The 25,160-nt window shown below is 64.8% G+C and carries 22 protein-coding genes and 1 tRNA gene; 10 read left to right on the top strand and 13 right to left on the bottom strand.

Annotated elements, in window-relative coordinates:
- Positions 1-95 precede the first annotated feature (95 nt).
- Positions 96-1,766: a long-chain fatty acid--CoA ligase gene (locus H5T73_01185; protein ID MBC7246377.1), complete on the top strand. Its 1,671-nt coding sequence runs from the start codon at positions 96-98 to the stop codon at positions 1,764-1,766.
- A gap of 69 nt (positions 1,767-1,835) precedes the next feature.
- Here the strand turns inward: H5T73_01185 and H5T73_01180 are convergent.
- The 4 genes from H5T73_01180 to H5T73_01165 all read right to left on the bottom strand — a co-directional run bounded on the left by H5T73_01180 (position 1,836) and on the right by H5T73_01165 (position 4,364).
- A tRNA-Lys gene (locus H5T73_01180) sits at positions 1,836-1,912 on the bottom strand.
- A 188-nt stretch (positions 1,913-2,100) separates the two neighbouring features.
- A complete protein-coding gene (locus H5T73_01175; GenBank protein MBC7246376.1) occupies positions 2,101-2,382 on the bottom strand; it encodes an HU family DNA-binding protein in 282 nt (93 codons plus the stop codon).
- A 397-nt stretch (positions 2,383-2,779) separates the two neighbouring features.
- Complete coding sequence (locus tag H5T73_01170; GenBank protein MBC7246375.1) at positions 2,780-3,547, bottom strand: HEAT repeat domain-containing protein; 768 nt, start codon at positions 3,545-3,547, stop codon at positions 2,780-2,782.
- A 52-nt stretch (positions 3,548-3,599) separates the two neighbouring features.
- Entirely contained in the window at positions 3,600-4,364 is a 765-nt protein-coding gene (locus H5T73_01165) for a metallophosphoesterase family protein (GenBank protein MBC7246374.1), read from the bottom strand.
- A 290-nt stretch (positions 4,365-4,654) separates the two neighbouring features.
- Between H5T73_01165 and H5T73_01160 the strand changes: the two genes are divergently transcribed.
- From H5T73_01160 to H5T73_01150, 3 genes are all read left to right on the top strand, one after another.
- Entirely contained in the window at positions 4,655-5,467 is an 813-nt protein-coding gene (locus tag H5T73_01160; GenBank protein MBC7246373.1) for a hypothetical protein, read from the top strand.
- 131 nt (positions 5,468-5,598) lie between these two features.
- Positions 5,599-7,272, top strand: coding sequence for an FAD-binding oxidoreductase (locus H5T73_01155; GenBank protein MBC7246372.1), 1,674 nt, complete (start codon positions 5,599-5,601; stop codon positions 7,270-7,272).
- Positions 7,273-7,279: 7 nt separating this feature from the next.
- Positions 7,280-7,666, top strand: a complete 387-nt coding sequence (locus H5T73_01150; protein MBC7246371.1) for a gamma-glutamylcyclotransferase — start codon at positions 7,280-7,282, stop codon at positions 7,664-7,666.
- A gap of 274 nt (positions 7,667-7,940) precedes the next feature.
- Here the strand turns inward: H5T73_01150 and H5T73_01145 are convergent, their stop codons facing one another.
- The 7 genes from H5T73_01145 to H5T73_01115 form a co-directional block, all read right to left on the bottom strand.
- Positions 7,941-8,915: a HAMP domain-containing histidine kinase gene (locus H5T73_01145; protein ID MBC7246370.1), complete on the bottom strand. Its 975-nt coding sequence runs from the start codon at positions 8,913-8,915 to the stop codon at positions 7,941-7,943.
- Positions 8,916-9,178: 263 nt separating this feature from the next.
- Complete coding sequence (locus tag H5T73_01140) at positions 9,179-9,781, bottom strand: hypothetical protein (protein MBC7246369.1); 603 nt, start codon at positions 9,779-9,781, stop codon at positions 9,179-9,181.
- 205 nt (positions 9,782-9,986) lie between these two features.
- On the bottom strand, positions 9,987-11,780 hold the full coding sequence (locus H5T73_01135; protein ID MBC7246368.1) for a hypothetical protein: 1,794 nt from the start codon (positions 11,778-11,780) through the stop codon (positions 9,987-9,989).
- A 433-nt stretch (positions 11,781-12,213) separates the two neighbouring features.
- On the bottom strand, positions 12,214-12,528 hold the full coding sequence (locus tag H5T73_01130; GenBank protein MBC7246367.1) for a hypothetical protein: 315 nt from the start codon (positions 12,526-12,528) through the stop codon (positions 12,214-12,216).
- Positions 12,529-12,549: 21 nt separating this feature from the next.
- Positions 12,550-14,160 carry a hypothetical protein gene (locus H5T73_01125; GenBank protein ID MBC7246366.1) on the bottom strand — a complete coding sequence of 537 codons (1,611 nt, stop codon included), beginning with the start codon at positions 14,158-14,160 and terminating at the stop codon, positions 12,550-12,552.
- Between the two features lie 650 nt (positions 14,161-14,810).
- Positions 14,811-14,906: an AURKAIP1/COX24 domain-containing protein gene (locus H5T73_01120; protein ID MBC7246365.1), complete on the bottom strand. Its 96-nt coding sequence runs from the start codon at positions 14,904-14,906 to the stop codon at positions 14,811-14,813.
- 328 nt (positions 14,907-15,234) lie between these two features.
- Positions 15,235-16,365 carry a DUF763 domain-containing protein gene (locus tag H5T73_01115; GenBank protein ID MBC7246364.1) on the bottom strand — a complete coding sequence of 377 codons (1,131 nt, stop codon included), beginning with the start codon at positions 16,363-16,365 and terminating at the stop codon, positions 15,235-15,237.
- A gap of 79 nt (positions 16,366-16,444) precedes the next feature.
- Between H5T73_01115 and H5T73_01110 the strand changes: the two genes are divergently transcribed.
- Positions 16,445-16,831 carry a hypothetical protein gene (locus H5T73_01110; protein MBC7246363.1) on the top strand — a complete coding sequence of 129 codons (387 nt, stop codon included), beginning with the start codon at positions 16,445-16,447 and terminating at the stop codon, positions 16,829-16,831.
- A gap of 164 nt (positions 16,832-16,995) precedes the next feature.
- Here the strand turns inward: H5T73_01110 and H5T73_01105 are convergent, their stop codons facing one another.
- The gene (locus tag H5T73_01105; protein MBC7246362.1) at positions 16,996-19,362 is read right to left on the bottom strand and encodes an ABC transporter permease; all 2,367 of its coding nucleotides are present in this window, start codon (positions 19,360-19,362) and stop codon (positions 16,996-16,998) included.
- Between the two features lie 384 nt (positions 19,363-19,746).
- Between H5T73_01105 and H5T73_01100 the strand changes: the two genes are divergently transcribed.
- Positions 19,747-20,130 carry a hypothetical protein gene (locus H5T73_01100; protein ID MBC7246361.1) on the top strand — a complete coding sequence of 128 codons (384 nt, stop codon included), beginning with the start codon at positions 19,747-19,749 and terminating at the stop codon, positions 20,128-20,130.
- A gap of 86 nt (positions 20,131-20,216) precedes the next feature.
- Complete coding sequence (locus H5T73_01095; protein ID MBC7246360.1) at positions 20,217-21,137, top strand: DMT family transporter; 921 nt, start codon at positions 20,217-20,219, stop codon at positions 21,135-21,137.
- 238 nt (positions 21,138-21,375) lie between these two features.
- Here the strand turns inward: H5T73_01095 and H5T73_01090 are convergent, their stop codons facing one another.
- Positions 21,376-22,449: a pyruvate formate lyase-activating protein gene (locus H5T73_01090; GenBank protein ID MBC7246359.1), complete on the bottom strand. Its 1,074-nt coding sequence runs from the start codon at positions 22,447-22,449 to the stop codon at positions 21,376-21,378.
- 438 nt (positions 22,450-22,887) lie between these two features.
- Between H5T73_01090 and H5T73_01085 the strand changes: the two genes are divergently transcribed.
- The 3 genes from H5T73_01085 (at position 22,888) to H5T73_01075 (ending at position 25,096) form a co-directional block, all read left to right on the top strand.
- Positions 22,888-23,892 (top strand): glycosyltransferase family 2 protein, encoded by a 1,005-nt coding sequence (locus H5T73_01085; GenBank protein MBC7246358.1) that lies wholly within the window; start codon positions 22,888-22,890, stop codon positions 23,890-23,892.
- The gene (locus H5T73_01080) at positions 23,861-24,616 is read left to right on the top strand and encodes a methyltransferase domain-containing protein (protein ID MBC7246357.1); all 756 of its coding nucleotides are present in this window, start codon (positions 23,861-23,863) and stop codon (positions 24,614-24,616) included. Before H5T73_01085 ends, H5T73_01080 begins: the two co-directional genes overlap by 32 nt.
- Positions 24,617-24,760: 144 nt before the next feature.
- Positions 24,761-25,096, top strand: coding sequence for a prepilin-type N-terminal cleavage/methylation domain-containing protein (locus tag H5T73_01075; GenBank protein ID MBC7246356.1), 336 nt, complete (start codon positions 24,761-24,763; stop codon positions 25,094-25,096).
- The last annotated feature ends 64 nt before the right edge of the window (positions 25,097-25,160 follow it).

Genomic DNA, 25,160 nt, shown 5'->3' with positions numbered 1-25,160 from the left:
GGGCGCGCTCGCGAAAGGTCTTGACCCTTTCCGGCGGGGGTACCGGCTGTCGGCGGGCCGGCATGATGCGGCCACAGGAAAAAGGAGGTGCGCGCATGGGATACCGGATCGTACAGGGATTTCCTTCCACTTCCAACAACGATTACCAGCTCAACGTGCCCACCATCCTGAGGCACGCGGCGAGGTCCTACGGCGAGGTGGAGGTGGCCTCGCGCAACCTGGACGGAAGCGTCTTCCGCTACGACTACCGGGAATGCTACCGGCGGGTGTGCCGCCTTGCCAAGGCGTTGCAAGGCCTGGGCATAGGCCCCGGCGACAGGGTGGGGGTCCTGGAGTTCAACACCTACCGCTTTGCGGAGCTGTTCTATGCCATCTCCGGCCTGGGAGCGGTGCTCCTGCAGATAAACCCACGCGTGTCCATGGAGGACCGGGCCTACGTCATCAATCACAGCGAGGCCAAGCTCGTATGTACCTCCGACCTTCTCGTGCCGCTCATCGAGCCCATCGCGCCGGAGCTCAAGACGGTGGAGGGCTACATGCTCATCACCGACCGCCCCAGGGATTCCTTCCAGACGCAGCTCAGCCCGCTGTACGCGTACGAGGAGCTGCTGCAGGGAGCGGACGCGGAGATGGACTGGCCCATGGTGGACGAGAAGGCTGCCTGCTCCGCTTGCTATACCACCGGGACCACCGGCAAGCCCAAGGGCGTCTACCTGTCCCACCGCGCCCTCTACCTCCACACGCTGGCCGTGGCCATCAACCTGAACCTGAGCCGGAACGACGTTATGATGCAGATAACCCCCATGTTCCACGTGTTGGGCTGGGGAGCCTTCATCACCGGGCCCCTGGTGGGGGCGAAGCTGGTCTTCCCCGGGATGTATACCCTGGAGATGGCCAACGTGCTGGTCGACATGCTCCTGTCCGAGGGGGTCACGGTGACCTGTGGGGCGCCGGCCATCTTCATGCCCATGCTGGAGTACATCCGCACCATGGACCCCAAGCCGGATCTCAAGGGATGCCGCATGGTCTCCGGGGCCAGCGAGCCGCCCCTGGCCATGATGAAGGAGTACTGGGAGCTGGGGAAGGCGGACGTCATCCACGCCTACGGCGCCACGGAGACCACCCCCCTGGTTTCCATAAACTTCCTCAAGCCCACCCTGGAAGGCCTTTCCGAGGAAGAGAAGTGGGACATGAAGAGGAGGCAGGGCATCCCCGTGGTGGGCATCGACGTGAAGCTCGTGGACGAGGAGGGGAAGGAGCTGCCCTGCGACGGGCAATCCGTCGGCGAGCTGCTCATCAGGGGCCCCTGGGTGACCGCTTCGTACTATAATGACCCGCGCAGCGCCGAGTCCTTCACCGAGGACGGGTACTGGAAGAGCGGCGACGCGGCCACCATCGACCCTGATTGCTACATAAAGATAGTGGACCGCTTCAAGGACCTCGTGAAGAGCGGGGGCGAATGGATATCCACCGTTGACCTGGAGAACGCCATCGTGGCCCACCCGGCCGTGCTGGAGGCGGGGGTCATAGGCATTCCCCACCCGGAGTGGGAGGAGAGGCCCCTGGCCCTGGTGGTCCTCCGGGAGGAGTACAAGGGAAAGGTCTCCAAGGAGGACATCCTGGGATTCATAGCCCCCAAGTTCGCCAAGTGGCAGCTTCCGGACGATGTCCTGTTCGTGGACGAGATCCCCAAGACCTCCGTGGGGAAGATCGCCAAGAGGCTGGCGCGCGAGGAGTTCAAGGACCACTACAAGGGCGGCGCGTAGAAGAAGGGATGCGCAACCGCCACAGGCGGCAGGCATGCTCGCCCTGCTGAAAAACGCCCATTGAAAGGGTGGTGCGCCCGGAAGGACTCGAACCTTCAGCCTTGGGATTAAGAGTCCCCTGCTCTGCCAAATTGAGCTACGGGCGCACGCGATATATTATGAGAGCCGCCGCCCCAAAAGGCAAGACGGAATAACGCAGCGACGGCCGAGGTTCCCATGGGGAGGCAGGTGGGCGCGGTCGCGGGCGGCGCGACGCGGAAGCGCGGAAAGAACTACCGCCCCCGAAGGGGCGGTAAAGACAAAAGCACGTTCCTGCCTCGGATATGCTGCTTTCCTACTTCTTGCCGGAAACCGCCTTCTTCAAAGCCGCGCCGGGCTTGAAGGACACCACCTTGGTGGCCTTGATCTTGATGGCCTCTCCCGTCCTGGGATTGACTCCCTTGCGCGCCGCGCGCTTCTTCACTTCCCAGGTGCCGAAGCCGACCAAGGTCACCTTGTCGCCCTTCTTCAGGGCGCCGGTGATCATCTTGATCATGCTGTCCACGGCCACCGCGGAGTCCTTCTTGCTCATCTTGGTGTCCTTGGCCACGGCATCGATGAGCTCCGCCTTGTTCATGTTTCACCTCCTTCTGACAACGGCATTTTACATACAATTATTCTCTTCAGGAGAAATTTTCCCTTTACAGCAGAAAAATAAACCGGTGGGCGGGAAATTCCGCTTCATCACTACGTTGCTCGCCACCGCCGTCGCGCCCCGCAGGGAGAGCGTTATGGGACAGGTGGCGGGATGCGAGGTGGGGACCGACCCGTCGACGCCGCAAGACCCCTTCCCGGTGGGCGGGAAATTCCGCTTCATCACTACGTTGCTCGCCACCGCCGTCGCGCCCCGCAGGGAGAGCGTTATGGGACAGGTGGCGGGATGCGAGGTGGGGACCGACCCGTCGACGCCGCAAGACCCCTTCCCGCCGCGGTCACGCTCTTGCCGCCCCGCGCAAGGGCGCGCCGACAGGGGATTATTCCTGGCTCGCCTCGCCGATGGCCTCGAGTGCCGCCTCGATTGCCATCAGCACCCTCTCCCGCCCCTCCCTTTCGCGGGTGGCGAGCAGCGGCTCCACGGCCCTCTTGCTGCCGATCCTCCCCAGGGCTTTTACGGCCTCCAGGACGTCGCTTTCCACGTCGCTTTGCAGCAGGGGAAGGAGGCAGTCGATGGCGCGCAGGGCGTGCATCTCTCCGAGGGCGCGGGCGGCGACCGCCCTGACTCCCGCCGACTCGTCGGCGAGCATCTCGCTCACGGGGACCCAAAGGGTCGGCTCGCCCATGCCGCCGAGTGATTCCACCGCACGCAGCCTCACGATGCTCGCCGAATCCCCCAGGGCCTCGATGAGATAGGGGATGGCGCGCCGGTCCCCCAGCTTACCCAGCGCCCTTACCGCGCTGTAGCGGAGGGAAAGGCTGTGGCTGCGCGTGGTCCTGCAGAGATCCGGAACCACGTGGACGTCCCCGATGTCCGCCAGCGCGTCCACGATGAACTGGCCCACGCCCGGGGTTTCCTTTTCCAGGCGGTCCAGGAGATGGCGGACGGCGCGCCGGTCGCCGATGAGGCCCAGGGAGCGGGCGGCCCCCTTGCGCACGTCCGGGTTATCGTGCGTGAGGGCCTCCACGAGGAAGGGGAAGGACTTTTCGCCCTGCGCGGCCAGGAGGTCGGAAGCGGTCAGCCGCATGTAGGGTTGCGGGTGGCCCATGGCCTCCACCAGCCCCCGCAGGTCGCCCTTGGCTGCCAATTTATGTAAAGATTCGCGGTCTTTCATAACCCCTATATTCTAACATCTTCGCCTACTGCCCGACACCCAGCCTGCGGGCCAGTGGATAGGGCAGTCCCGCCGCGATGATCTTCTCCTGCGTGGCCGTGAAATCGTAGTCGAGAAAGCGGAACTCGATGAACATCTCGTCGAGGTCCAGGAGGGCGAAGGTGGCCGCGGGCGTTCCGCCCCGGTACTGCCCGCAGCTTCCCACGTTGAACATGTAATGCGCACCCGGCTTGATGGAGAAGCGGTCACCGTCGCGCACCGCGCTCTCCTCCACCCGCCTGCTCTCGGGGTCGAAGGCATAGGCCGCGCAGATGTGGGTATGCCCGATGCAGCAGAGGAGATTGCCGGGGGCCGGATACTCCATGATCAGCGACTTGAAGGCGTAGGCGGCCTCGAAGGAGTCGAAGATGTACTCGTCGGGATGGGAAGGCGACCCGTGGAAGAGGAGGAAGGAGCCGTTCACCTGCAGCGTGTCGGGGAGGGACACCAGCCATTCCCGGTGACTCTCCGGCAGGGCTTCGTAGGTGAATCGAAGCGCTTCCAGGGCCAGGGGGTTCATGTTGGGGGGGAGGCCTGACTCCAGGTCCGCGAGGCCCCGCTCGTGGTTGCCGCGGATGCAGCGCACGCCCCGCTCCCGTACCGTTTCCACGCAGGGAACGGGGTCCGCGCTGTACCCGATGATGTCGCCGCAGCACAGAAGGGCGTCCACGCCGAGCCGGTCCGCTTCCTGGAGCACTGCCTGCAGCCCCTCCAGGTTGGAGTGGATGTCGGAGAAGACCGCGTACCTCAAACCCGCCCCCTTCCTTTCCGAGTAAGATTATATACTCGGGGCCCGGCGCCGGTTAACGGCTGTTTGCCCGCGGGGGAGATGGGGGATTGTGGCCCACCGCATAACGAGCGCCCGGCGCCGGTTAACGGATGCTTATACTCGGGGCCCGGCGCCGGTTAACGGCTGTTTGCCCGCGGGGGAGATGGGGGATGCTACCCGCCGTCAGCGACACAGCGGGTCGCCGCGGCTTTTCGCCGGGTGGACTGACATGACCCCGTGAAGTTATCATCTACCTGAGGAAAGGAGCGAAGATGAAAAGGTCGTTGTTGTTGCTGGTCCTGGCTTTTCTCCTTGCGGCGGCGCTCGGTTGCGGAGGGAGATCGGAGGGGGAAACAGGCCAGGTCGATGCTCTCGCGCTCTTGATGCGATCCAGCGAGGCCATGTCCGCCCTTTCGGGATACCGCATGAGCGGCACCATGGAGATAGGGATGGGAGGAACGGAAGCGGGCGGGGGCTCCCTGCGCATGCAGGTCGCCGGCGAGGTGGACAACACGGGGGAAATCCCCGCCCAGCACATCACCGTGGAGATGGGGACGATGACCAGCGAGGCCTACATCGTCGGTGGTTACTATTACCAGGACGTGCCGGGACAGGGGTGGATAAAGATGGACGTGGCCCAATACCGCACGCAGAACATGGGTATGGGCATGGTCGACCCCCAGCAGTGGAAGTCCATCGCCGAAGCGGCGGAGGACATCACGGTGGAGGAGGAAGCGGGAGGGGTGGCGGTCATCTCGCTGAAGCTGGGGGAAGATTTCTTCCGCCTCTCCTTCCAGCAGTACCAGGAGTCCCTCTCCGATGAGGAGAGGGAGCGGATGCGGGAGTGGCTCGACCTCATGCAGGGGGGCATGGAGGGCTTCAGCGCCGAGATCCGGATGTGGATCGGGGAGGAGGACCACCTCGTGCGGCGCATGCAGATAGATTACCGGATGGAGAACCCGCAGGTGGGATCCCTCACGGGAACGATGAACGTGGAACTGTCGGATTACGGGGCCGAGATCCGCGTCACGCTGCCGGAGGGGGCCGGGAACGCGAGCGAGTTCTCGCCCTCCTCCATGAACTAAGCGAGCGCGGCGGGGGCCGCGAAGCCCCCGTGAACGGCGGCTTCGGAGCGTCATGGGGACCGGTCATGGACTGAACGAGGCACGCACGCGAGAAGGGCATTGTCCGCCCCTTATAGGCAGGGAGGTAACGCATGTCTGATTACGCGGAGGGAAAGAGCCGCTGGTGGGGGTGGGGCGACCTCGACCAGAGGTTCGACGTGGAGAACAGGGAGAACATCATGCCCTTCATGCGGGAGAACCTGGGCATGAGCCTGGACCGCGACCGCTTCACCGATCCGAGCCTCGACGAGATCGAACTCCCGGCGCCGCGGTTGGGGGACGCCGTCCTTGCTTCACTCAGGGATCTGTGTGGCCCCGAAAACGTCTCCGTGGACAAGTTCCAGCGCGTCAGCCATTCCATGGGCAAGAGCTACCGCGACCTCCTGCGCTTCCGCCAGCGCCGCATCGAGAGGCCCGTGGACGTCGTCGTGTGGCCGCGGGAGGAAAGGGAAATACTGGAAATATTCCGCCTCGCCGAGGAAAGGAACCTGGCGGTGATACCCTTCGGCGGCGGATCGAGCGTGACGGGCGGAGTGGAGCCCATGGGCAAGAAAGAGGGCTTCATCAGCCTGGACATGGCGCGCATGAATCGCGTGCTGAGGGTGGACGCCACCTCCCACACGGCGCTCATCCAGGCGGGCGCCCTGGGGCCGGAGCTGGAGGAGCAGCTCAACGGCCACGGCTTCACCCTGGGCCATTTCCCCGAGAGCTTCGACCATTCCTCGCTGGGGGGCTGGCTGGCCACGCGCGCCTCGGGGCGCCAGTCCACCGGCTACGGCGATATAGAGGACATGGTGCTGGCGCTGCGCATGGTCACCCCGCGGGGGGTGGTGGACACGCGCAAGGTGCCCTCCAGCGCCGCCGGACCCTCCATCCTGCAGCTGTGCGTGGGCTCCGAGGGATGCATGGGGGTGATAACCGAGGCGTTGATGAGGATCCGCCCCGTGCCCCGGGTGTTGGACTACAGGGGCCTCCTCTTCCGGGATTTCGCCGCGGGCGTCTCCGCCGTGCGGGAGATGATGCAACAGGGGCTCGTTCCCACCTGCGTGAGGCTTTCGGACCGCACCGAGACCGCTTTGGCCAAGGCGTTCCGGTCCACGAAGGGGCCCAGGTGGAAGAGGAGGGCGGAGGAGGCGGCGCTGCGGCTTCTCGCCAGCCGCGGCTACTCCTTCGACGACGGCGCCTTCATGGTCATCGGCCTGGAGGGGGAGCAGGACGACGTGGACTACCAGCGCTCGGGCATCCTGCAGCTCTGCCGCAGGCTGGGTGGCTTTCACCTGGGGACCAGCCCCGGCAGGCAGTGGTACCGCAGCAGGCACGAGACCGCCTACTTCCGCGAGCAGCTGATAAACTGGGGCGTCATGGTGGACACGCTGGAGACGGCGACCACCTGGGACAACCTCCTCCACCTTTACGGCGAGGTCTATGCGGCCCTGAAACGCGCCCTGGAAGAGGGCGGTTCTAAATGCATGGTCGCCTGCCACGTCTCGCACGCCTATCCCGAGGGCGCCTCGCTCTATTACACCTTCTTCGCCCCCATGGCCGCGGAGGGGGAGGAGGAGGCCCAGTGGGAACGGGCGAAGAGAGCGGCTTCCGAGGCCATCATGGAGCACGGCGGGACCATCACCCACCATCACGGTATCGGATACGAACACGCCCCCTGGATGCGCAGGGAGGTAGGGGAGATATCCATCGAGGCCCTGCACGCGGTCAAGAAGGTCATGGACCCGGCCGATATTATGAACCCGGGAAAACTGTTGCCGTGATGCGAAAATGAGCGAGATACCGGTCTTCGTTTACGGCACGTTGAAGCCGGGCGAGAAGATGTTCCGCCACATCAGCCACACGGTGAGGAACGTCGTGCCCGCCTGCGTGCCGGGACACCTCTACGAAACGCCCTTCGGCTACCCCCTGCTGATCCCGGCGCCGGGGGAGGAGGAGCCGCTGATCAGCGGGGTCATCCTCCTCGCCCTCGAGGGTTGCTACGAGGAGATGTTACGCATCATCGACGTCATCGAGGGGGAGGCGGGTTTCGAGAAGGGTGAGATGGAGGTCATCCTGGAGGACGGCAACCGGATCCCCGCCATCGTCTATTTCTACCGCGAGGCGCCCCCTTACGCCCGACCTTACTACGGCACGGACTGGCCCCAGGTGACATAAAGGATCCGCGGAGACGCCCGGCAGGCGGGTTTTCCCGGGTACGGGGAAGGGTGATGGGCGAGCATCCCCCGCTTCCCGTCGCGTGGGTCCGACGCGGGTGGAGGGCGCGGTCCGGCAGCTCTTCCAAGATGCATCCAAGATGGAATGAGCCGCTTTGAACCGTTTGGCTGCCCGCAGGGTCGCTGCAGGTTGGAGATGGCGCAAACCCGCAGATGGGCTAGTACCGTGACCGTTTGGCTGCCCGCAGGGCCGCTCCGGGAGGTCTACCGACGGCTTACTCCGTGGGCTCGAGGGGCAAGGCCAGGTAGAAGGAGAGCCCCGCCTTGCCGGACAGGTCCATGCGCAGAGTACCCCCAGCCTCGCTAGCCAGGCGGGAAGCCAGCCTGTACTCCATGACCAGGGTGGCCATCTCGCCCTCCGACTCCGCGGGAGGCCAGCGGTCGATGGCCGAGGCCTTTTCCGGGGGCAGTGACAGGTTCGGGCAACGGACGTGCAGGGCCACGCGGTTATCGCGGCGCGAGCACCAGGCGGAGACCATCTTGCCGTCCTGGGAGCACCGCAGGGCGATGTCCAGCAGGTTGTAAAGAAGGTCGAAGAGGCGGGAGGGGTCTCCCCTGAGCGCTGGAAGTCTCTCCAGGAAGCGCAGGCTAAGGGTGACGCCCCTTTCTTCGTGGACCCCCTGCAGCAGGGAGGCGACTTCGGAGAGGACCTCGGAGAAGTCGAGCTTTACCCCCTCCTGGGGCACGGATTCCCGTGCCAGCTCCAGGATGCGCATGAGGTCGTTTATCATCACCTCAAGCCGGGTGGCGGAAACCCTTATGTAGTCGAGGAAATCGCGCCTCTCCCGGCCATCCAGTTTATCCCAGTACTGGACCAGGGTGAGGGCGTAACCGATGATCGATGTGAGCGGGTGCTTTATCTCGCGGGCCGCGATGGCGGCCATGCGGCGGGATTCCTCCGCGCGGTGCAGCAGCAGCGACATCTTCTCGGCCATCTCCAGGCGGTCTTTCTCGCGCTCGTCCATCAGCCGCGCCGCCTCACGGCGGTCTTTCTCTGAGCCCAGCAGGTAGCCGGCGAGGAGGCAGAGGGGAAGGCTGAGCAGCACGGTGATCACCGCGGCGGGGGAGTCGCGCAGCAGGCTCGCGGGCGTGCCCTCGGAGATGAGGTAGTGGAGGAGGAAGAGGAGGCACAGGTACGCGGCGGCGAGCGCGAAACCCGCGATCGCATAGCGGTACTTACGCCGGTGCATTTTCCGTTAACCCCCGGAACTGCCGGTATGGTCACGTCTCGGGGCTTTGCCCCGGATAGACCGGCATACTCGCTTCCCCCCTTAACCTTTTACCCAGAAAACGGGGGCGCTTAACCAACGCGGTCACATCCCCGGTCTTCGATATATCAGCCGGTGAGGCTCTTTTCGTCTCCTGGTCTTCTATCTTTCCCCCTTTGCCCCCTCCTCCTGATTCTAACTCGGTGTCCCCTCCGAGGATAGAAGATGTGACCCCTCAAAGCGCGCTAGGTCCCGGAAGCGCCGGGGATGTCAGGTGGATGCACCTGGGTGTCCACGCCGATGAGCCGGCCTTCCCGGTAGAGCAGGACCGCCTTCTCGTAGACGACGAAGACGTTCTCCGGCAACAGGCTCTCCTCCACCTCGTGGGTGAAGAGGGGCTCGCCGAGCATGGCCGTGGCTTCCTCGGCGGTGAGCAGGGGGCCGAAATCCTGGGGGCGCAGGGAGGTGGGAGGGTATTCCGCCGACTTGTCCTCGACGGGTTCCTCGCCGAAGAGGCGCCCGTTGTCGAAGTCCAGGGCCTTGCCGCGCGCGTAATAGATCCATCTCTCCACGCGGTCCCTGGTTTCGGGGTCCATGGAGATGAAGAAGTGGTCCGGGTAGCCGTAGTCCGCCACGGCGCGGCTCTGGTCGGCGGAGAGGCCGGGAACGAGTTCCGCGAAAGCGCCATTTGCATCCTCCTCCCGGAGAGGCGGCACATCGCGCTCCCCGCAACCCCACGCGGCCATCACCAGCAACGTGAGGGTGACGGCGAGAGCGAGGGAGGCGGGGAGGCAAGACCCGCCTTTCGCCTTGTGGCGATGCGTTGACCTCTCACCGTCAGGATTCATACCAAGATTATATGTACAAGAAGGGCGTGGATGAAGTGGTAGCGGGCGGGGTATCCTCCAGGTGGAGACCACCGTGCGCTGCGCTCGGGATAAGCGCCTTGGTGATGCTCATCCTGTTCCCGACCCGTCCTCGCGGGTAGAAAGCAAAGGAAAAGGGCCCCGGTTTCCCGGGGCCCTCGGGTTCACCCCCGCGGTGGTATCGATCTCAGGGTATCAGTTGGTATGCCAACAGCCCTACCCACCAGAGGCTGTAAACAACGGGAGCAAGGAGTGTTCCGTCCATGTCCAGCATCCCGAAGTTCTTGTTGATGTAGTACTTGCCGGCCTGGCCGTTGATGACATAGTGCCCCTTGTTGTAACCGTACGGCGGCCAGGTGCACAGCTTGTAGAAGGGACAGGTCTGGTTCCAGCCCCGGGCATCCTTCACCCAGACCTTGTAGGTACCGGGTTTCAGGCCGCGGAACTGGTAGTAACCCCACTTGTTGGTCGTTTTCGTGGCCACTTTCCTCCCGTACCTGTCGGTGAGCATCACCGTCCAGCCCTCGCACGTCGGCTCATAGAAGTCCCTCGCCAGGTTGGCGTTCATGTCGTGCCACACCGTGCCGGAGATGAGAACGGTGGTGGACTGGATGCGGAAGGCCTGGAGGTCGGCGCTGTCGGCCACCTCGAAATACCAGCGGTACCAGAGGTTCGAGGAATCCAGCGAGATGATCCTCTCCGTGCTGCCCACCGGGTTGAAAGTCTGGTCGGTTATGATCTCCAGCTTATAGTAGGTCTTCACGCGCAGGTCGGCCGTCACCGGGAGGCTGTCCCAGCCCACCCAGCCGTGCTCGGCGCGCCAGATGAAGCCCCCGGCGTGGGTGCTCTGGCTGTCGTAGAACTGCCACTCGCCGTTCTCGTCCTTCTTGTAGAGGTTGACGATGATGTCGTCCACGCCTTCCATGCGGGAGTTCGTCTCCTTGGGGAGCACCGCGTCGTCCCAGACCATGGCCTCGATCCTTCCGATGTTCTCCACGGGGAGGGCCGAGATGCTCCTTATCTCGAAGGCGCGCAGGTCGGCGTCGTCGGCCACCTCGAAGAACCAGCGGAAGTAGTTGTTGGTGACGTTCAACCTGACGATCCTCTCGGTGCCGTTCAGGGCCTGGAAGGTGTCGTTGGTCACCAGCTCCAGCTTATACTGGGTGGTCGCGCGTATGTCCTTCACCACCGGCAGGTTGTTCCAGCCCACCCAGCCGTAGGGCACGAGCTTGGAATAGCCCCCGGCTCCGGTCACCTTGCTGCCGTAGAGGTCCCATCCGCCGTCCCTGTTCTTCCGGTACAGGTTCACGGTGATGCCGTTGATCCCCTCGGAGCAGGAGTCCGTGGTGTCTTCGAGGATGGCGTCGTCCCACACCACCGCCTCGATGAAGCCGACGTCTTCCGTCAGCAGGGAGACGCCGTCGACCTCCAGGGCTTGCCTCTTGTTCTTGTCGCTTACTTCGAGGTAGCGGCAGTTCCACCAGTTGCTGACATTGAGGGGCACGATCCTCTCGTCGCCGTTCAGGGGCTCGATGTCCTCGTCGCAGACCAGTTTCAGCTTGTACTTGGTAGTGGTTGTTAAGTCGACCGTCACGGGGAGCTCTTTCCATTGCACAAAGCCGTAAGGAATGGCCTTAAGGGTAGTGGAAACCCCGCCCCCGGTCACCTTGCTCCCCCAGAGCTTCCACTCGCCGCTCTTGTCCTGGACGTAAAGCTCGACGGTGACGCCGTTGATGCCCTCCTGCGCGGGGTCCGAGACCTCCTCTATTATGAAGTCATCCCACACCACCGCCTCTATCACGCCCGTCTTGGACATGCCCGTGGTGTCGATAGGGGCTTCCGTGGCCGAAACCCCGGTCCCATCCCCGCCTGCGGTTCCCTCTTCGCCCTCCGCGAGCACCAGCACGGAACCCGTCAGAAGGAACCCGGCGAGGAGGGTGAGGATGGAGATAAAGACTACCCACCTAGCGCTTCTTTTCATCCGCCGCAACCTCCTTCAACCTCTTTATTCCGGCCGCGCGGGCCGGGTGCGCCTCTGCGGCCGGTGGAAGGACTTCGCGAGGAAAGAGGAATGGACGATGGCAAAGTGCTTTCATGCCGAGAGGTCTGCCTCGATGTCTACGCCGAGTGAGCCCTGAAGACTTCCCCTTGGATTCCCCTGGAGGAAAACGCCGAGCTCTTTTCGCCCCTCTTCCGCCCTTTTCGTGAAGTCCGCCCGCTTGGCCTCCTTTTTTTGTCGCTCTGCGCCCGATATGAAAAGTCCAACCGCCCACGGCGGTCGGATCAATTAACGCGTAAACGTTTGTAAAAAACTCCCATTATCGCCGCCACACTTTTTGTCGACATTATGCCCGCTCACCTCGCAATTCCCTCGTAAAGAAGATACCACAAGGTAACCATACAGTCAAGAGAATTCAGTTCACGGAACCACCCCGGTCAGGGACCGCCGCACCCGGTAGGAAAAGCCCTCGCGGCACCCTCCTGGACACAACCTTCGGGGCCTGCCCCGCCTGATCCTCCTCGCGCAGCTTCTTCTCCAGGAAGCCGGGCTTGCGCGAGCGCATGGTGTAGGGCTCCATGAGGAAGGGGATGAGCAGGACCAGGACCACGGCGACGGCCAGGAGAAACGCCTGATCCTCCTCGCGCAGCTTCTTCTCGAGGAAGCCGGGCTTACGCGGGCGCATGGTGTAGGGCTCCATGAGGAAGGGGATGAGCAGGACCAGGGCCACGGCGACGGCCAGGAGAAACGCCTAATCCTCCTCGCGCAGCTTCTTTTCCAGGAAGCCGGGCTTGCGCGGGCGCATGGTGTAGGGCTCCATGAGGAAGGGGATGAGCAGGACCAGGGCCACGGCGACGGCCAGGAGTATCCACTCGGGGACGGAGGTGGATTCCCCGCTGCCCCGGGTGGGGAGCGACGGTGTCTCCTCTGCGGCGACGCGCAGGGAGGAGAAGGCGGAGGCGGGGATCACCCGCGTTCCCTCGATGTGGCCCCGGAAGAACGAGGACCAGTCCCGCCCGCTCAGGGTCTCGAGGAGCGAGCGGATGTCCGCGTTCCCCAGCCCGCCTTCCTCCCCGCCCATTTCGGCGAGGCGGGCGAGGAACGATACGAGATCGAGTTCCTGCGGCTGCAGGGCGTGGAGCTCGGCGTCCAGCGCCGCGCAGGCAGCGGCGCCGCCGCAGATGAGGACGGCGGCCGCATCCCCGTCGGCGTTGGCCTCGAAGCCGGCTTGTGCGAGGGAAACGGGCTTCCGCTCCGCGGCCTCCCGGTAAAGCTGGTAGCGCCGGCTGAAGCGGTCCCAGAAGAGCGCGCCGCCCCACGTCCCCGCCCGGTAGGGCAGCAGGCCCTGGAGGTACCAGGCGGCGCCCTCGAGCAACCACCTCGCCTCGGGTTGCAGTAATAGCGAGCGCCGCAGGAGGAGCGAGGCCGCCTCGCGCACGGAGGCCTCCAGGCAGGCGTCGGAGAGGATGTCCACGCCCGCGGGGGCCGCCAGCACCGCGGTGTGGCTGAAGGGTTCCGGCAGGAAGAACACGTCCTCCACGCGGTCGCCCTCGCCGCGCAGGAGCGCGACAAGGACCACCCCGTCCCGCGATGCTTCCCCGGACGCCTCCCCGCCGGACGCGAGCACGCTCCGCAAGCGGTCCAGGGCGGAGGCAACCTTGTCCGCGAATTCCTCGAGCGTCCCCGCGGCGGGAGAGGAGGCGGAGGGAAGGGCCAGCACGAGGCCTTCCCGCTCCAGCACGGTGATCTCCCCGGCGAGGAGGGGATCGGAGAGGAGTTCCCCGAGTTCGTGCGGGCCCTCCCGGCGCGGGACGGCCGTCGTCCAGCCCTCGGGGAGGAGCACCTCCAGGTCGACCGGCGTCTGCGGCGGGAGGTCGGGCCGCACGAAGACGGCGTAACCGGGAAGGTAGGCCAGGTCGCCCTCCAGGAAGGGGAAGTAGGGCCAGCGCGCGCCGCTCGCGGCCAGGGACGAGATGTATGTGGTGCCCGCCTCGTACCCGGAGAGTCTCACCCGGTAGCTGAAGGAGGCCTTGCCGTCATGCTCCATGTACCAGGTATTGCCCTCCCTGCGTATGGGCAGCTCCCGCCCCGAAGCGTCCGTTGCCCTCTCCTCGCAGACGTGCGAGGACAGGTCGGCCGCCAGCCCCTCGCCGTAGGAATCCTCCATGCGCAGCACCGCCACGCCGGATTCTCCTTCCAATTCGAGGGTCACCGAAAGCGAGTCCACCGCGCCTTCCGAAAGGTCGACGCGGAAGAGAAGCGAGGGCGCTTGCGCCGCTCTTCCCGGGACAGGGGGGGCTGCCGCCGCCAGGGCGAGCGCGGCCAGGAGGGCTGCCATGAACCGCATTCCCGGTTTCTTCATGCGCGACTCCGCTTGACCCGTGACCTTATCCTTCATGTGCGACACCAGGCAACATTATCCCAGAAATCCTGCTGCGCATGAAGGATCGTGTCGCTTGTCGCGGGGACCAGGACATTGCCGCGGTGCCGGAACCGGTTACAGGCGGGAAAAGAGCCAGGAGATTCTCGGGGAGGGGGGAAAGACATGTGCCCCCGGGGCGCGGTGATCGCCGCCCGGAGGGATCACAAGAAGGGGTTCCTCTGCGAGGTGCGGGTATCGTCGGTGTTGGATGGCCGGATACGCGATGCCGGTCATGGACATGGCACCCAGCACGGGAAACTCGCCGATGGCGACGCATCCTGTTTCCCGGGCGAGAGCGAGGTTGAAAAGGACGCCTGCGGGGAAGGCTGTACCTTTCCGCCATCCCGCGGTAATTTTCTTCCATCGATCGGGAAATACCGGCATGCAAAAGATGCGGGTTTAACGGGTCGCATGGCTCCGTCAATGCGGGAGCGAAGGTGCCGGAGCTCTCACCTGCAACTGGATCGTTTTCGGGAGGAAGAGATTGACAAGCTCCATGCGGACATCGATACGCTTGCCATCCCGCAGGAAGCGTCTGCGTGTGCGCCGGCCGTGCAGGCGCCGCCCCTCCATCAGCGCGAGGCGTTTTACTACTTGTTCCGCCTCTGCCAGCGGGTTCGCTTCAGGAGTTTCTTGTGCTTCTTCTTGCGCATCTTCTTGCGGCGCTTCTTCACCACCGAACTCACAGACGACCACCTCTTAGCTCGCTCTGCTTACATGACCGCATTCATTATACAATAACCCGCGACGAGGCCAAAGACCGTGTCCGGTTCCCATCCACATCCCGGGGATTGCACGTGCCGGAGGTTTAGCCGGGGAAGAGAGCCTCCCACGAAAGAGAGCTCCCGGCGGAGCGGATCGCGAAAATCGCAAAAGAAACGACCTCCCGGCGAAGCGAACCTCGCACGGGGCAGACATCACGCAAAACGAACATCACGCAAAACGAACTTCACGTAAAACGAACATCACGGAAAGCGAACGACCGGGAAAGCGACAAGCCGAGAGGCGGACGCCCTAGGACCGGTAGAAGCGGTGCAGGCGGCGCAGGGCCGCGTCCTTCTCCCGCCCCTCCACGCGGGAGGCGCGCAGCGCCCGTTCCAGGAAGGCGATGGTAGCGTCGTAGGTCTCCCGGTCCACGGGGTTGGGGTGGCCGTCCTTGCCCCCGTGGGCGAAGCTGAAGCGGGCCGGATCCCGCCAGCTCAGCGAGGTGCCGTAGACGAGTTCGGAGATGAGGGCCAGTGCGCGCAGGGTCTTCGCGCCCACGCCGGGCATGCCCAGCAGGGTGGCGAAGTCCTCGGGCTGGCGCTCGTAGGTTCTGAGGAGCACCCTGCGGATGTGATCCGGGTGCAGGTCGCGCAGGAGGACCTGGTGGCGGGCGGGAAGGCGCAGGTTGCGCAGGCGCTCCAGTTCCGCGACGGTTCTATCGGGCTTGCGGGAGGAGAGCTCGCCCAGGGCCTGGCGAGTCTCCCGGCTCTCGGCCGCCACCAGGTTGAGGGCGGCGCCCCCCAGGCCCTGGGAGCATATGGCGCTGTGCGGTTCCTCGGTGAAATCCCTCACCGCGAAGGACAGCCAGTGGTAGCGGCGGGCGTAACCGTTCGCCTCGTTCATGCCCTGCTGCACCACGGCCCAGTCCCCCTCGCGGGTGAAGAGGAAGAAGTGGTGGTAGATCTGGTAGCCGTCCTGCAATGCGTTGCTGTCCACCTTGGCCGACATGCGGCTGGCGTGCACCAGGGAGGGGATGGCCTCACCCAGGCCGGCTCGCTCCCCCCTTTCCTCTATCTCGCTGGGAGTGCGCCGCGAAGCGGCGCCCTTGCCCCCGGCGGCGAAGAGGCCCAGGTAGTCACGGTGCCGCAGCGCCTCCTTCACGGCACCGCAGGTGGTGGTGGTCACGCCCGAGCTGTGCCAGTCGAAGCCGAGCACGCACCCCAGGGCCTGGAACCAGTGGGGATCGGAGAAGCGTTCCAGGGCGGCGCGCGGCCCGTTCTCCTCCACTATCCAGGAGAGTATCTCCCCCGAGAGGCGGACCATGCGCTCGAAGAGCCAGCGCGGCGCCTTCCCACCGTGCAGGGGAAGATGGGCAATGCCGGTCCTGGGCAAGATATCGCCCCCTTTCAAATCCTTTATAACACCCGCAGGTGACGACATCCTCTCCCCCGCGCGGTAAAATGGTCCCAGGTGCCTTTAAAGTGCCTTTAAGGTGCCTTCCCGGGCGGGGAGAGTGCGCATGAGGGAATTCATCAGCGGCAGGTTGGTGAGCGGCGGCGGCGTCTGCGAGGGATGCGGCAGAAGGCTGCGTGCCGGGGAGAAGGTCTATTCCCTGGCCGCCGAGGTGGACGAGGTAGGGGAATACCTCTACTGCACGGGATGCCGCCCTGCCGACGACGAGATCCCCAGGGGCGTGTTGAGCCTGCAGCCCGCGCTGGCCGTCGAGGAGCCGGGGGTGGAGGAGCGTACCCTGGGTATAGAGATCAGGGCGGGCTCGCTCTGCACGCGCTGCGGCCACTGTTTCGAGGCCCAGGAATGGCTTTTCGTGGGGGTTACGGAAGGGCTGCACGCCGGTTTCGTCTACTGCACGGAGTGCTACCTCCAGGAATGTGACGAGGAGGAGTGACGGTTCAGCGGCTTTTCGCATGCGCGCCGGTTTCACCGATCCCGTCCCTCCCGAAGGGCGAGCACGGGGCAAAGCCCATCACGACTGCTGTTTCCCATGACCTTGACCACCCGCTTCCGTCAGCGCTGCCCGGCGCAATGGCTCGGCCGGGAGGGTGAACCGCCCTATAGAGAACGCCTCTTGGTGGACTGCGCCAGGTCGAGTCCCCGTATGTAGCGCAGGGAGGGGAACTCCGAGAGCACCATGAGCCCCAGGACGAGCACGGCGGTCACCAGGTAGGTCCAGGGCGATATCACGGGGGTGAAGGAGAAGAGGTCGCTCTCGTAGAGGCGCATGGCCTGTTGCATGACGAAACGCGCCGCGACATACCCCGGCAGGAGCCCCAGCAGGCCCATGATGGCGTTCTCCAGGGTGAGCGACAGGGAGGCCTTCCAGTGCGGCACCCCCAGGGTGAGCATGGTGGCCACCTCCTGTTCCCGCTCCATGATGTTGATGGTGGAGGTGTTGAAGACCAGGGTGAACGCCATGGTCAGCCCGAAGATGAGCATCACCGTGATGAGGATGTACATGAGCGCCATGTACGAGTTGATCTCCGCCTGTATCTGCTCCAGGTCCACCAGGGCGAGCACGCCGGGCATGGAGTTGAGGGTGTCCCGCACTTCCCGGTAGTAGCCGGGATCGATCTTCAGGTAGAAGGCGGAGGAGCGCATCCCGTAACCCAGCAGGTCACGCACCTCGTCCACGGGGGCGTAGATGAAGGATCCCATGGGCTCCATGATGAACTGGGATACTATGAAGTCGCGTTTGCGCCTCCCCGAGGTGACGGTCACCGCGTCGCCGACCTCCACGCCCAGCTGCTCCCGGTAGTTGCGGCTCAGCAGGCAGTGGTTGGGGGTGATGAGGACCTTCCTGTTCCTCTCGTCGAGGAAACCGCGCATCACCGTGTCGGGAAGCACGCCCATGACGACGCTCTCCACCTCGTTCCCGCCGTTGCTTATGGTGCAGGGGTATCCTACCGTGGGTTCCACCTGCGTTATTCCGGGAATGTTTTCCAGTTTCCTCTCCGTCACCCTGGTCTGGGGTTCCAGGAAGAGCGCGGCGATCTCGAAGGTGAAGAGGCGGTTGAAGGCCATGTCCATGGTGGCGTGCACGGTATCGTTGATCCCCAGGTTCATCATGACCAGGATGACGGCGAAGACGATGCCCACCACGGTGAAGGCGGTGCGCCTGCGGTTGCGGAAGACGTTGCGCAGCGGCAGCCTCCAGAAGACGCGCAGGCGGGAGAGGGACGGCAGCACCCTTTCCGCCAGGGAGCGCTTGCCGTAGTGCGCCACGTCCACCACCCCGCGCAGGGCCTCCGTGGGCTGCACGGAGGCGGACTGGCGGGCGGGTATCAATCCCGCCAGGCCGCAGAAACCCATGGCGAGGAAAGTCCCGTAGACGAAGACCTGCGGGTAGACCCCGAAGTGGACGAAGGGGATGCCGATGGTGTCCGCGTAGATCTTGGACACCAGCGCCGTGGCGGCCACCCCCAGCAGGCTGCCCACGATTATCCCGAATGCCCCCACGATGAAGGCGAAGGAGAGGTAATGCCGCAGGATGGAGCGGGCCGGGTACCCCAGGGCCCGCATGAGGCCGATGATGGACCTCTGCATGCGCACCATGCGCGAGAGGATCATGTAGATGCTGAAGGCGGCGATGGTGAAGAAGAGGATGGGGAAGAAGAGGGCGAAGTCGTGGAACTGCTGCACCTCCATCTCCATGAGGCTGCGCGAGATCTGGTTGTCGCGCGTGGTCACCTCCAGGATGGTGAAGGGGGCGAGGACTTCCCTGACCTGGGCCTGCGTGGTCTCCAGCAGCGAGTAGTCCTTGAGGAGGAAGGCGAACTCGTTATAGGAACTGGAAGAATAACCCAGGAGATAGCGGGCCTGGTCCTGGTTCATGTAGAACACGCCGTAGACGGAAGCCGAGGTCATGGGGAACTGGCGGCTGCGGAAGACCACCATGTACTCCGGGCTGGAGACCACCCCCGCGATCCTCACCGGCAGCCTGCTGCCACCCTTTACCGCGTAGATGACGTCTCCCTCGCCGAGGCGGTTGAACTCGGCGAAGTGGCTCTCCACCAGGCAGGTGAGCTCCTGCTCGCGTGCGGCGAGCTTCCTCCCCTCCAGCATGAACAGCGTGTTGACGTAGGGTTCCTCCGTCGGCACGCTTATGACCTGCCCGGTGATGCGGGTCCCGTCGGCGAGCTCCATGCCCAGGGGGTCGCTTATGCGCGGGGTGAGCATGGCGATGTTGGGCAGGGCGAGGAGCCGCTCCACCGCCCTCTCCGGCGCCTTCTCCACCCGCACCAGCAGGTCCTCGAAGTGCAGCTCCTCGTAGGTGCGCTGGTATGACTTGGAGAGGTTGAGGTAGGACATGTAGGAGGCGGTGAAGAGGATGATGCCGATGGCCACCACCGAGGAGACGGCGAGGAAGCGGAACTTCGCCTGCCTGAGCTCCCGTACAAGTTTCCTGCGCAGTAGCCTCATCCCGTCACCTCTACCTCACCCGCGGAGCCCGCCCCGCCCTCTTCGCCCGTCACGGGGCCGTGCGTCCCCTCGGCTTCCGTCCCGTGGACATGCGATGATGCCATCGCATGGTGTCACCGCAATTGGTGTCACCGCAATATTATTGCTCGACTCCGCGGGGAAATTCCATGAGCGCCGGTGCCGGGCGGGCGAGGACCCGCAAGGGGGCGGTTCCCGCCTCTCGGGTACTCGTCCCGTGCCGGAGGCACGGAGCGGGAGAGGGGCATGGTGCGGCTGGAGGGGGTGTAGCGGGAGCGGCCACGGCCCCGTTGTGAAGGGGAAGACGGCGCCGCTCGTACATCTCGTATATAATCGTCTTGTGGCATGCGGAGGAAAGGAGGCCCCATGATCCCCTACGACAGCTTTCTCATCGACCCTCCCTGGCTGGTGTCCATCGGCTGGCTCTACGCCAGGCTCACCGGCAGGCTGGTGAAGGACGAGGAGAAGAGGGAAAAAGCGAGGAAATGCCTGGACATCGCCACCCTCGGCGCCTTCTACGTCACCAGCATCAGCCTCTACTTCAACCGGGAGTGGACACGGTGGATCTGGGAGATGTGCCGGGCGGAGTCCGGGCGGGACTGGATGATCAACTCCGGCGTCTTCAGGTTCGACCACGAGAACGTCTCGCCCCGCGGCCATGCCCTGGCGGCGGCCATCTTCGCCACCTATCCCCTGTGGCTCAAGCTGGGATACGCGCTGGCGGAGCGCCGAAGCCCCGCCGGTGGGTAGGGGGAAAGGCCCACGCCCCGCTTCCCCGGGGGAGGTTATGGAATGTCGGGGGTAGCGGCACTCCGGGCGTGGGGGAGTGAACCCCCGTGAAGTCCGGGTGGAGGTACCACCTCCTCCTCCTCGCCGTGTGCTGGATATGGGGTCTGGCGTTCATCGGCGTCAAGGTGCTGGTGGAGGAGGTCTCCTACCTAACCCTGAACCTGGCCCGTTTCGTGCTGGCCAGCCTGCTCTTCGTCCCCATCCTCGTCCTTTACCGGCGTCGTCGGCCGCGCCTGAGCGCGGGCGAGTGGACCCTCGTCTTCCTGGCCGGCTTGAGCGCGGTCTACGGGTACCACCTCGCCCTTACCTACGGAGAGACCATGATCCCCGCCGGGACCGCCGGGCTCGTCGCCAACACGACCCCCATCTTCGCGGCCGTCTTCGCGCGAGCGGTGCTCTACGAGCGTCTGGGAATATGGAAGATTATGGGAAGTGTGGCCGCGCTGGGAGGGGTGGCGGTGATCACCTTTTCCGGGGGCGATGTGCACCTGGGAGGCGGGCGGGCGCAGGGCATCCTTTTCGTCGTGCTGGCCGCCGCCTCCTGGGCCGCTTACACGGTGCTCCTCAAGCCCCTGGTTGAGGAGCATGACCCGCTCTTCGTCACCGCCTACGCGGTCTTCCTGGGGACCCTGGCCCTCCTGCCCCTGGCGCTGGCCTGCGGTGACTGCGTGGGGGAGGTGGGGAGGATGTCCGCGGCCGGATGGGGATGGCTCATCTTCCTGGGCATGGGATGCACGGTAGCCGGTTACCTTCTCTACTCCAAGGGCCTGGAGGGATTGGGTACCGCGCAGGCGGCTTTCTACCTCTACCTCATCGCGCCCGTATCCCTCTTCTGGGGATGGCTGCTGCTGGACGAGAAGGTGAACGCCGGCCTCCTCGCGGGCACGGCACTCATACTGGTGGGCTTGCTGGCCGTCGGCTGGGAGGAGAGGAGGTCGCCGCGCATCACCGCGCCGGGAGCCACGTAACACCCCTTGCTCACGGTATACCTTGCCTTGCCGATGAGCGCCGCCGAGGGGTCTACATGGGAGGTGGGCGCGATGCGCGGTGCCCTTCCCTCGGAGCTGTAGGTGGGCATGGGAACCTCCCTGCCGCCATGTGCCGCCGACGTCGTCGGCCGGGAAAACCCGCTCCCTCTTTCCCGGTTCCTAAAACCTGCCGCCCGCCGCGTGTTAGCGGCCAAGGGGCCATTTCCCCCGGCGCCGTCTATCCTTCCCCCCGCCTTCTCACGGCCTCGACGAGGCCCAGGGGCCCGGTCATCATCATGTCGCCTCCCGGGGCGGGGTAGTAGACGCCCAGCCCCGCTCCTTCCAGGAAGCCCCTGCGGGGGCCGGTGACGGCGATGAGGTCGAGGTTCTTCATGCCCGGGGCCTCGCCCAGGTAGAAGAGGCCGTGCCCCTCGGCCATGAAGGGATCCTCGTCCCGCGCCTCGCCGTCGCAGAACCTCTCGAGGTAGGCGGCGAAAGAACCCGCCTCCAGCCTCCTGGTATGGTGCTCCAGCAGCCCCACCACCCTGCCCGCGCGGAGGAGGCAGGCCAGGGTATGGCCGTTTCCGGCGTTGACCAGGAGGAGGTTGCCGCCGGCGTGTTGAGCCACCCGCGCGTCCGCCAGGCAGCCGGCGACGGCGGCCGGGGAGGTGTCCATGACCAGCACGCGGGAGGAGGGGAACTGCTCCTGCAGGCGCCGCGCGGCGGAGCGCATGCGGGGGAAGGTGTCCGGCACATCGTGGGCCAGGTAGGAAAGGGAGGAAGGGCGCGGGTCCTCCCGCATGCGCGCCATCATGTGGCGCAGGCGCGTCTTGCGGTTGGATTCCCCCGCGCGGTAGGCGCCGTGGTCCTGCACCGCGGCGGCCACGGCATCCGGGTCGTCGGGATCTTCACCGGCGCCTCGCAGGAACTCGCACAGGGGCTCCAGGTCCAGCTCGTCCAGTTCGAGGGTCGTCCCCGAGAAACCTGGAGGGGGCGCCTCCGCGATGGAGACGCCCAGGGACGCCACGTCGTCGAGGTTGTTGCGGATGGAAAAGGCGGCCTCGGGGGTCATATGGACCTTCTTCCCCGCCGCCAGCGCCCGCTTCACGGCTCGGGAGAAAGGCCCCCCTCCCACGGTGCATCCGCGCAGGAAGAGCTCCCCCGTTTTCGCCGCGGCCCGCTCCACCCGTGAGGCGAGGATGCGGGTGGGGCTGGGGAGGATGAGGCGCGAGCAGTTCTCCAGCTCCCGCCGCGAGTCGTAGAGGAGTATGTCCTGGGTTCCCACCCCGATATCCACGGCCAGTACCTTCATCCGCGCACCCCCGGTTCCTTCCGCTCCGGCGGCTTTCTCGAGCCTGCCCCGTCGATGCCGGGCGGAACGCCCTGCCCGTGCGACCATCGCCCGGCACGTGCGCGACCCCGTGGTCGTAAACGTTTCCCGCCTGTAGGAACATCTCACGAGCGGGAAAACGCACATCCCATTATAAACTCGCAGGCGCCGGCAGGCCGATATCTTATCTGGAACGTTGCCGGGCTGCAGTTTCGTGAGGGCGAGGCCGGCATGGACCCCTGTGCGGCGGCATGCGGTCGACATGCGGACTGGCCGCCGGAGAGGCGCAAGGCGGCGCGTTGCCCGTGGTCAATGGTTGCGGTTACCATAATTGGGGCGCGCGGAGGCGAAATATATCGGTATGCGGGTATCAAGCCGGGCTCGCGCCGGGTCGCACGGCGGGTGATCGCGGGAGGACCGATGGCTTTTGACAAGACAGCGACGAGAAAAGCCGCCGAGGCGCGCCTTTCCATCGTGGTGCCGGTGTATAACGAGGAGAAGAACATCAGGCCACTCCATGAGAGGCTGACGGCGGTGCTGCAGCCCCTGGTCAGGGAGTACGAGATCATCTTCGTGGACGACGGCAGCGTGGACGGCACGCGCCGTGTCGTCGAGGAACTGCACCGGGAGGACAAGCGTGTGCGCCTCATCGGCTTCACGCGCAACTTCGGCCACGAGATGGCCACCACCGCCGGACTGGACTTCGCGGACGGCGACGCCGTGGTCATCATCGACGCCGACCTGCAGGATCCTCCCGAGGTGATCGGCGAGATGCTCTCACGCTGGGAGGAGGGCTACGATGTCGTCTACGGCCGTCGCGTGGAGAGGAAAGGCGAGCCTCTCGGCAAGAGGCTTTCGTCACGCATCTTCTACCGTCTCATGAAGCGCCTCACGGAGGTGGATATCCCCGTTGATACGGGCGACTTCCGCCTCATGGACAGGGAGGTGGTGAGGCGCTTCCGTCTCCTGCGGGAGAGGAACCGCTTCGTGCGCGCCGAGATAGCCTGGCTGGGCGGTAACGCCGTCGAGGTCCCCTACAAGCGGGAGCCGCGCCTGGAAGGGAAGACCAAGTACTCGACCCTCAGGCGCCTGCGCCTTGCCCTGGACGGCATCACCTCTTTTTCCGCCGCGCCTCTCCGCTTCATGAGCTTCCTGGGGTTTTTCATGTTTCTGGTCAGCCTGGCGGCCATACTGGTGGTGTTCGTGCAGAAGGTGTTCTTCGGGCTGGAGGTGCCCGGCTACGCTTTCCTGGTCATCAGCCTGTTCCTGCTCAACGGCACGGAGATCTTCTTCATCGGCGTGCTGGGCGAATACCTGGGAAGGATGTACCGGGAGGTGCAGGAAAGGCCGCTATACCTGGTCTCCACCATGCTGGGTTTCGAAGGCGAGGGTGATGGAGAAAGCCCTGTACAGGGAGATGTATGAGCGCGAGAACGACTACTGGTGGTTTGCCGCCAGGCGGCGCATCGTCCTCTCGCTCGTGGATAGATACGTGAAACCCGCGCATACCCCGCGCTTCTTGGACGTAGGTTGCGGCACCGGCTCCATGCTGCAGGCGCTGGAAGGGCGCGGGGGGGCGGTGGGCGTGGATGCGTCCGAGGAGGCGCTTGCCTTCGCCGCCACCCGCACGAAGGCGGCGCTGGTGAAGGGGGAGGTGCCGGAAGTGCTGCGTTCGCTGGAGGGGAAGTTCGACTGCGTGCTCCTTCTCGACCTGCTCGAGCACGTCGGGGACGACCGGGAGACGGTGAGGGCGGCGGCCGGTGTCCTTGATGGAGGTGGGGTGATGATCATCACCGTGCCGGCGCACCCCTGGCTTTACGCCCCCCGGGACGCCTACCACCATCACCTGAGGAGATACCGGAAAGGGGAAGTGAAGCAGCTGGTAGCCGGCGCCGGGCTGGCCGAGGTGTTCACCTCATATTACAACGCCCTCTTCTTTCCGGTGGCCGTGGCGCAGCGCCTGTGGAGCAGGGTGAGCGGCGGGGAGCCCGGTCCGGACATCAGGCCCCTGCCCAGGATATTGAATGGGATCATGGAAGAGGCGTTCGCCGCCGAACGTTTTCTGCTGGGACGTATGCCTTTGCCGTGGGGTCTCTCGCTGGTCGCCGTGGCGCGGAGGAGGCCCGATCGATGCGCAAACGCGAGTTGAAAAGGATAAAATATAAAGTTGCGGTCGCCATTTGCCGAGAATCTATTAGAAGCAAATGGCGAGATGCGAGGAAGGAGGTGGGTGGCGCCAGAGAAATCATTTCAACCGGCTTGATGTCAGACCATGCGGAAAGGAGGTGAGAGAATGCACAGGGAAGGAGGTTTCACCCTCATCGAGTTGATGATCGTTATCTTAATCATCGGCATCTTGGTAGGTATTGCGGTGCCGGTATTCCTGGCGGCCAGGGGCAACGCGCAGGAGAAGACCTGCAAGGCCAACATGAAGACCATCAAGACGCAGTCCAACGTCTATGCGGCCAGCCATAACGGGACCTATCCCACGGCACTTGGTGACCTTGCTCCATTTATCGAGAACCTGGCCTCGATCACTCATTGCCCCGATACCGGGACGATCAGCTATTCTTTCTCCACGTCGCAACCGCCGTTCGCGAGCTGCAGCGAACACGGGTTGCCGCAGTAGGAGAACGGCTGTGCGCGGAAAATGGGGGCCGGAGCCCCCATTTTCCATGTCCTGGGAGGGATGT

The sequence above is a fragment of the Actinomycetota bacterium genome (assembly GCA_014360655.1).
GTDB lineage: Bacteria > Actinomycetota > Geothermincolia > Geothermincolales > RBG-13-55-18 > JACIXC01.
This window is presented reverse-complemented; position numbering and strand designations above follow the sequence as displayed.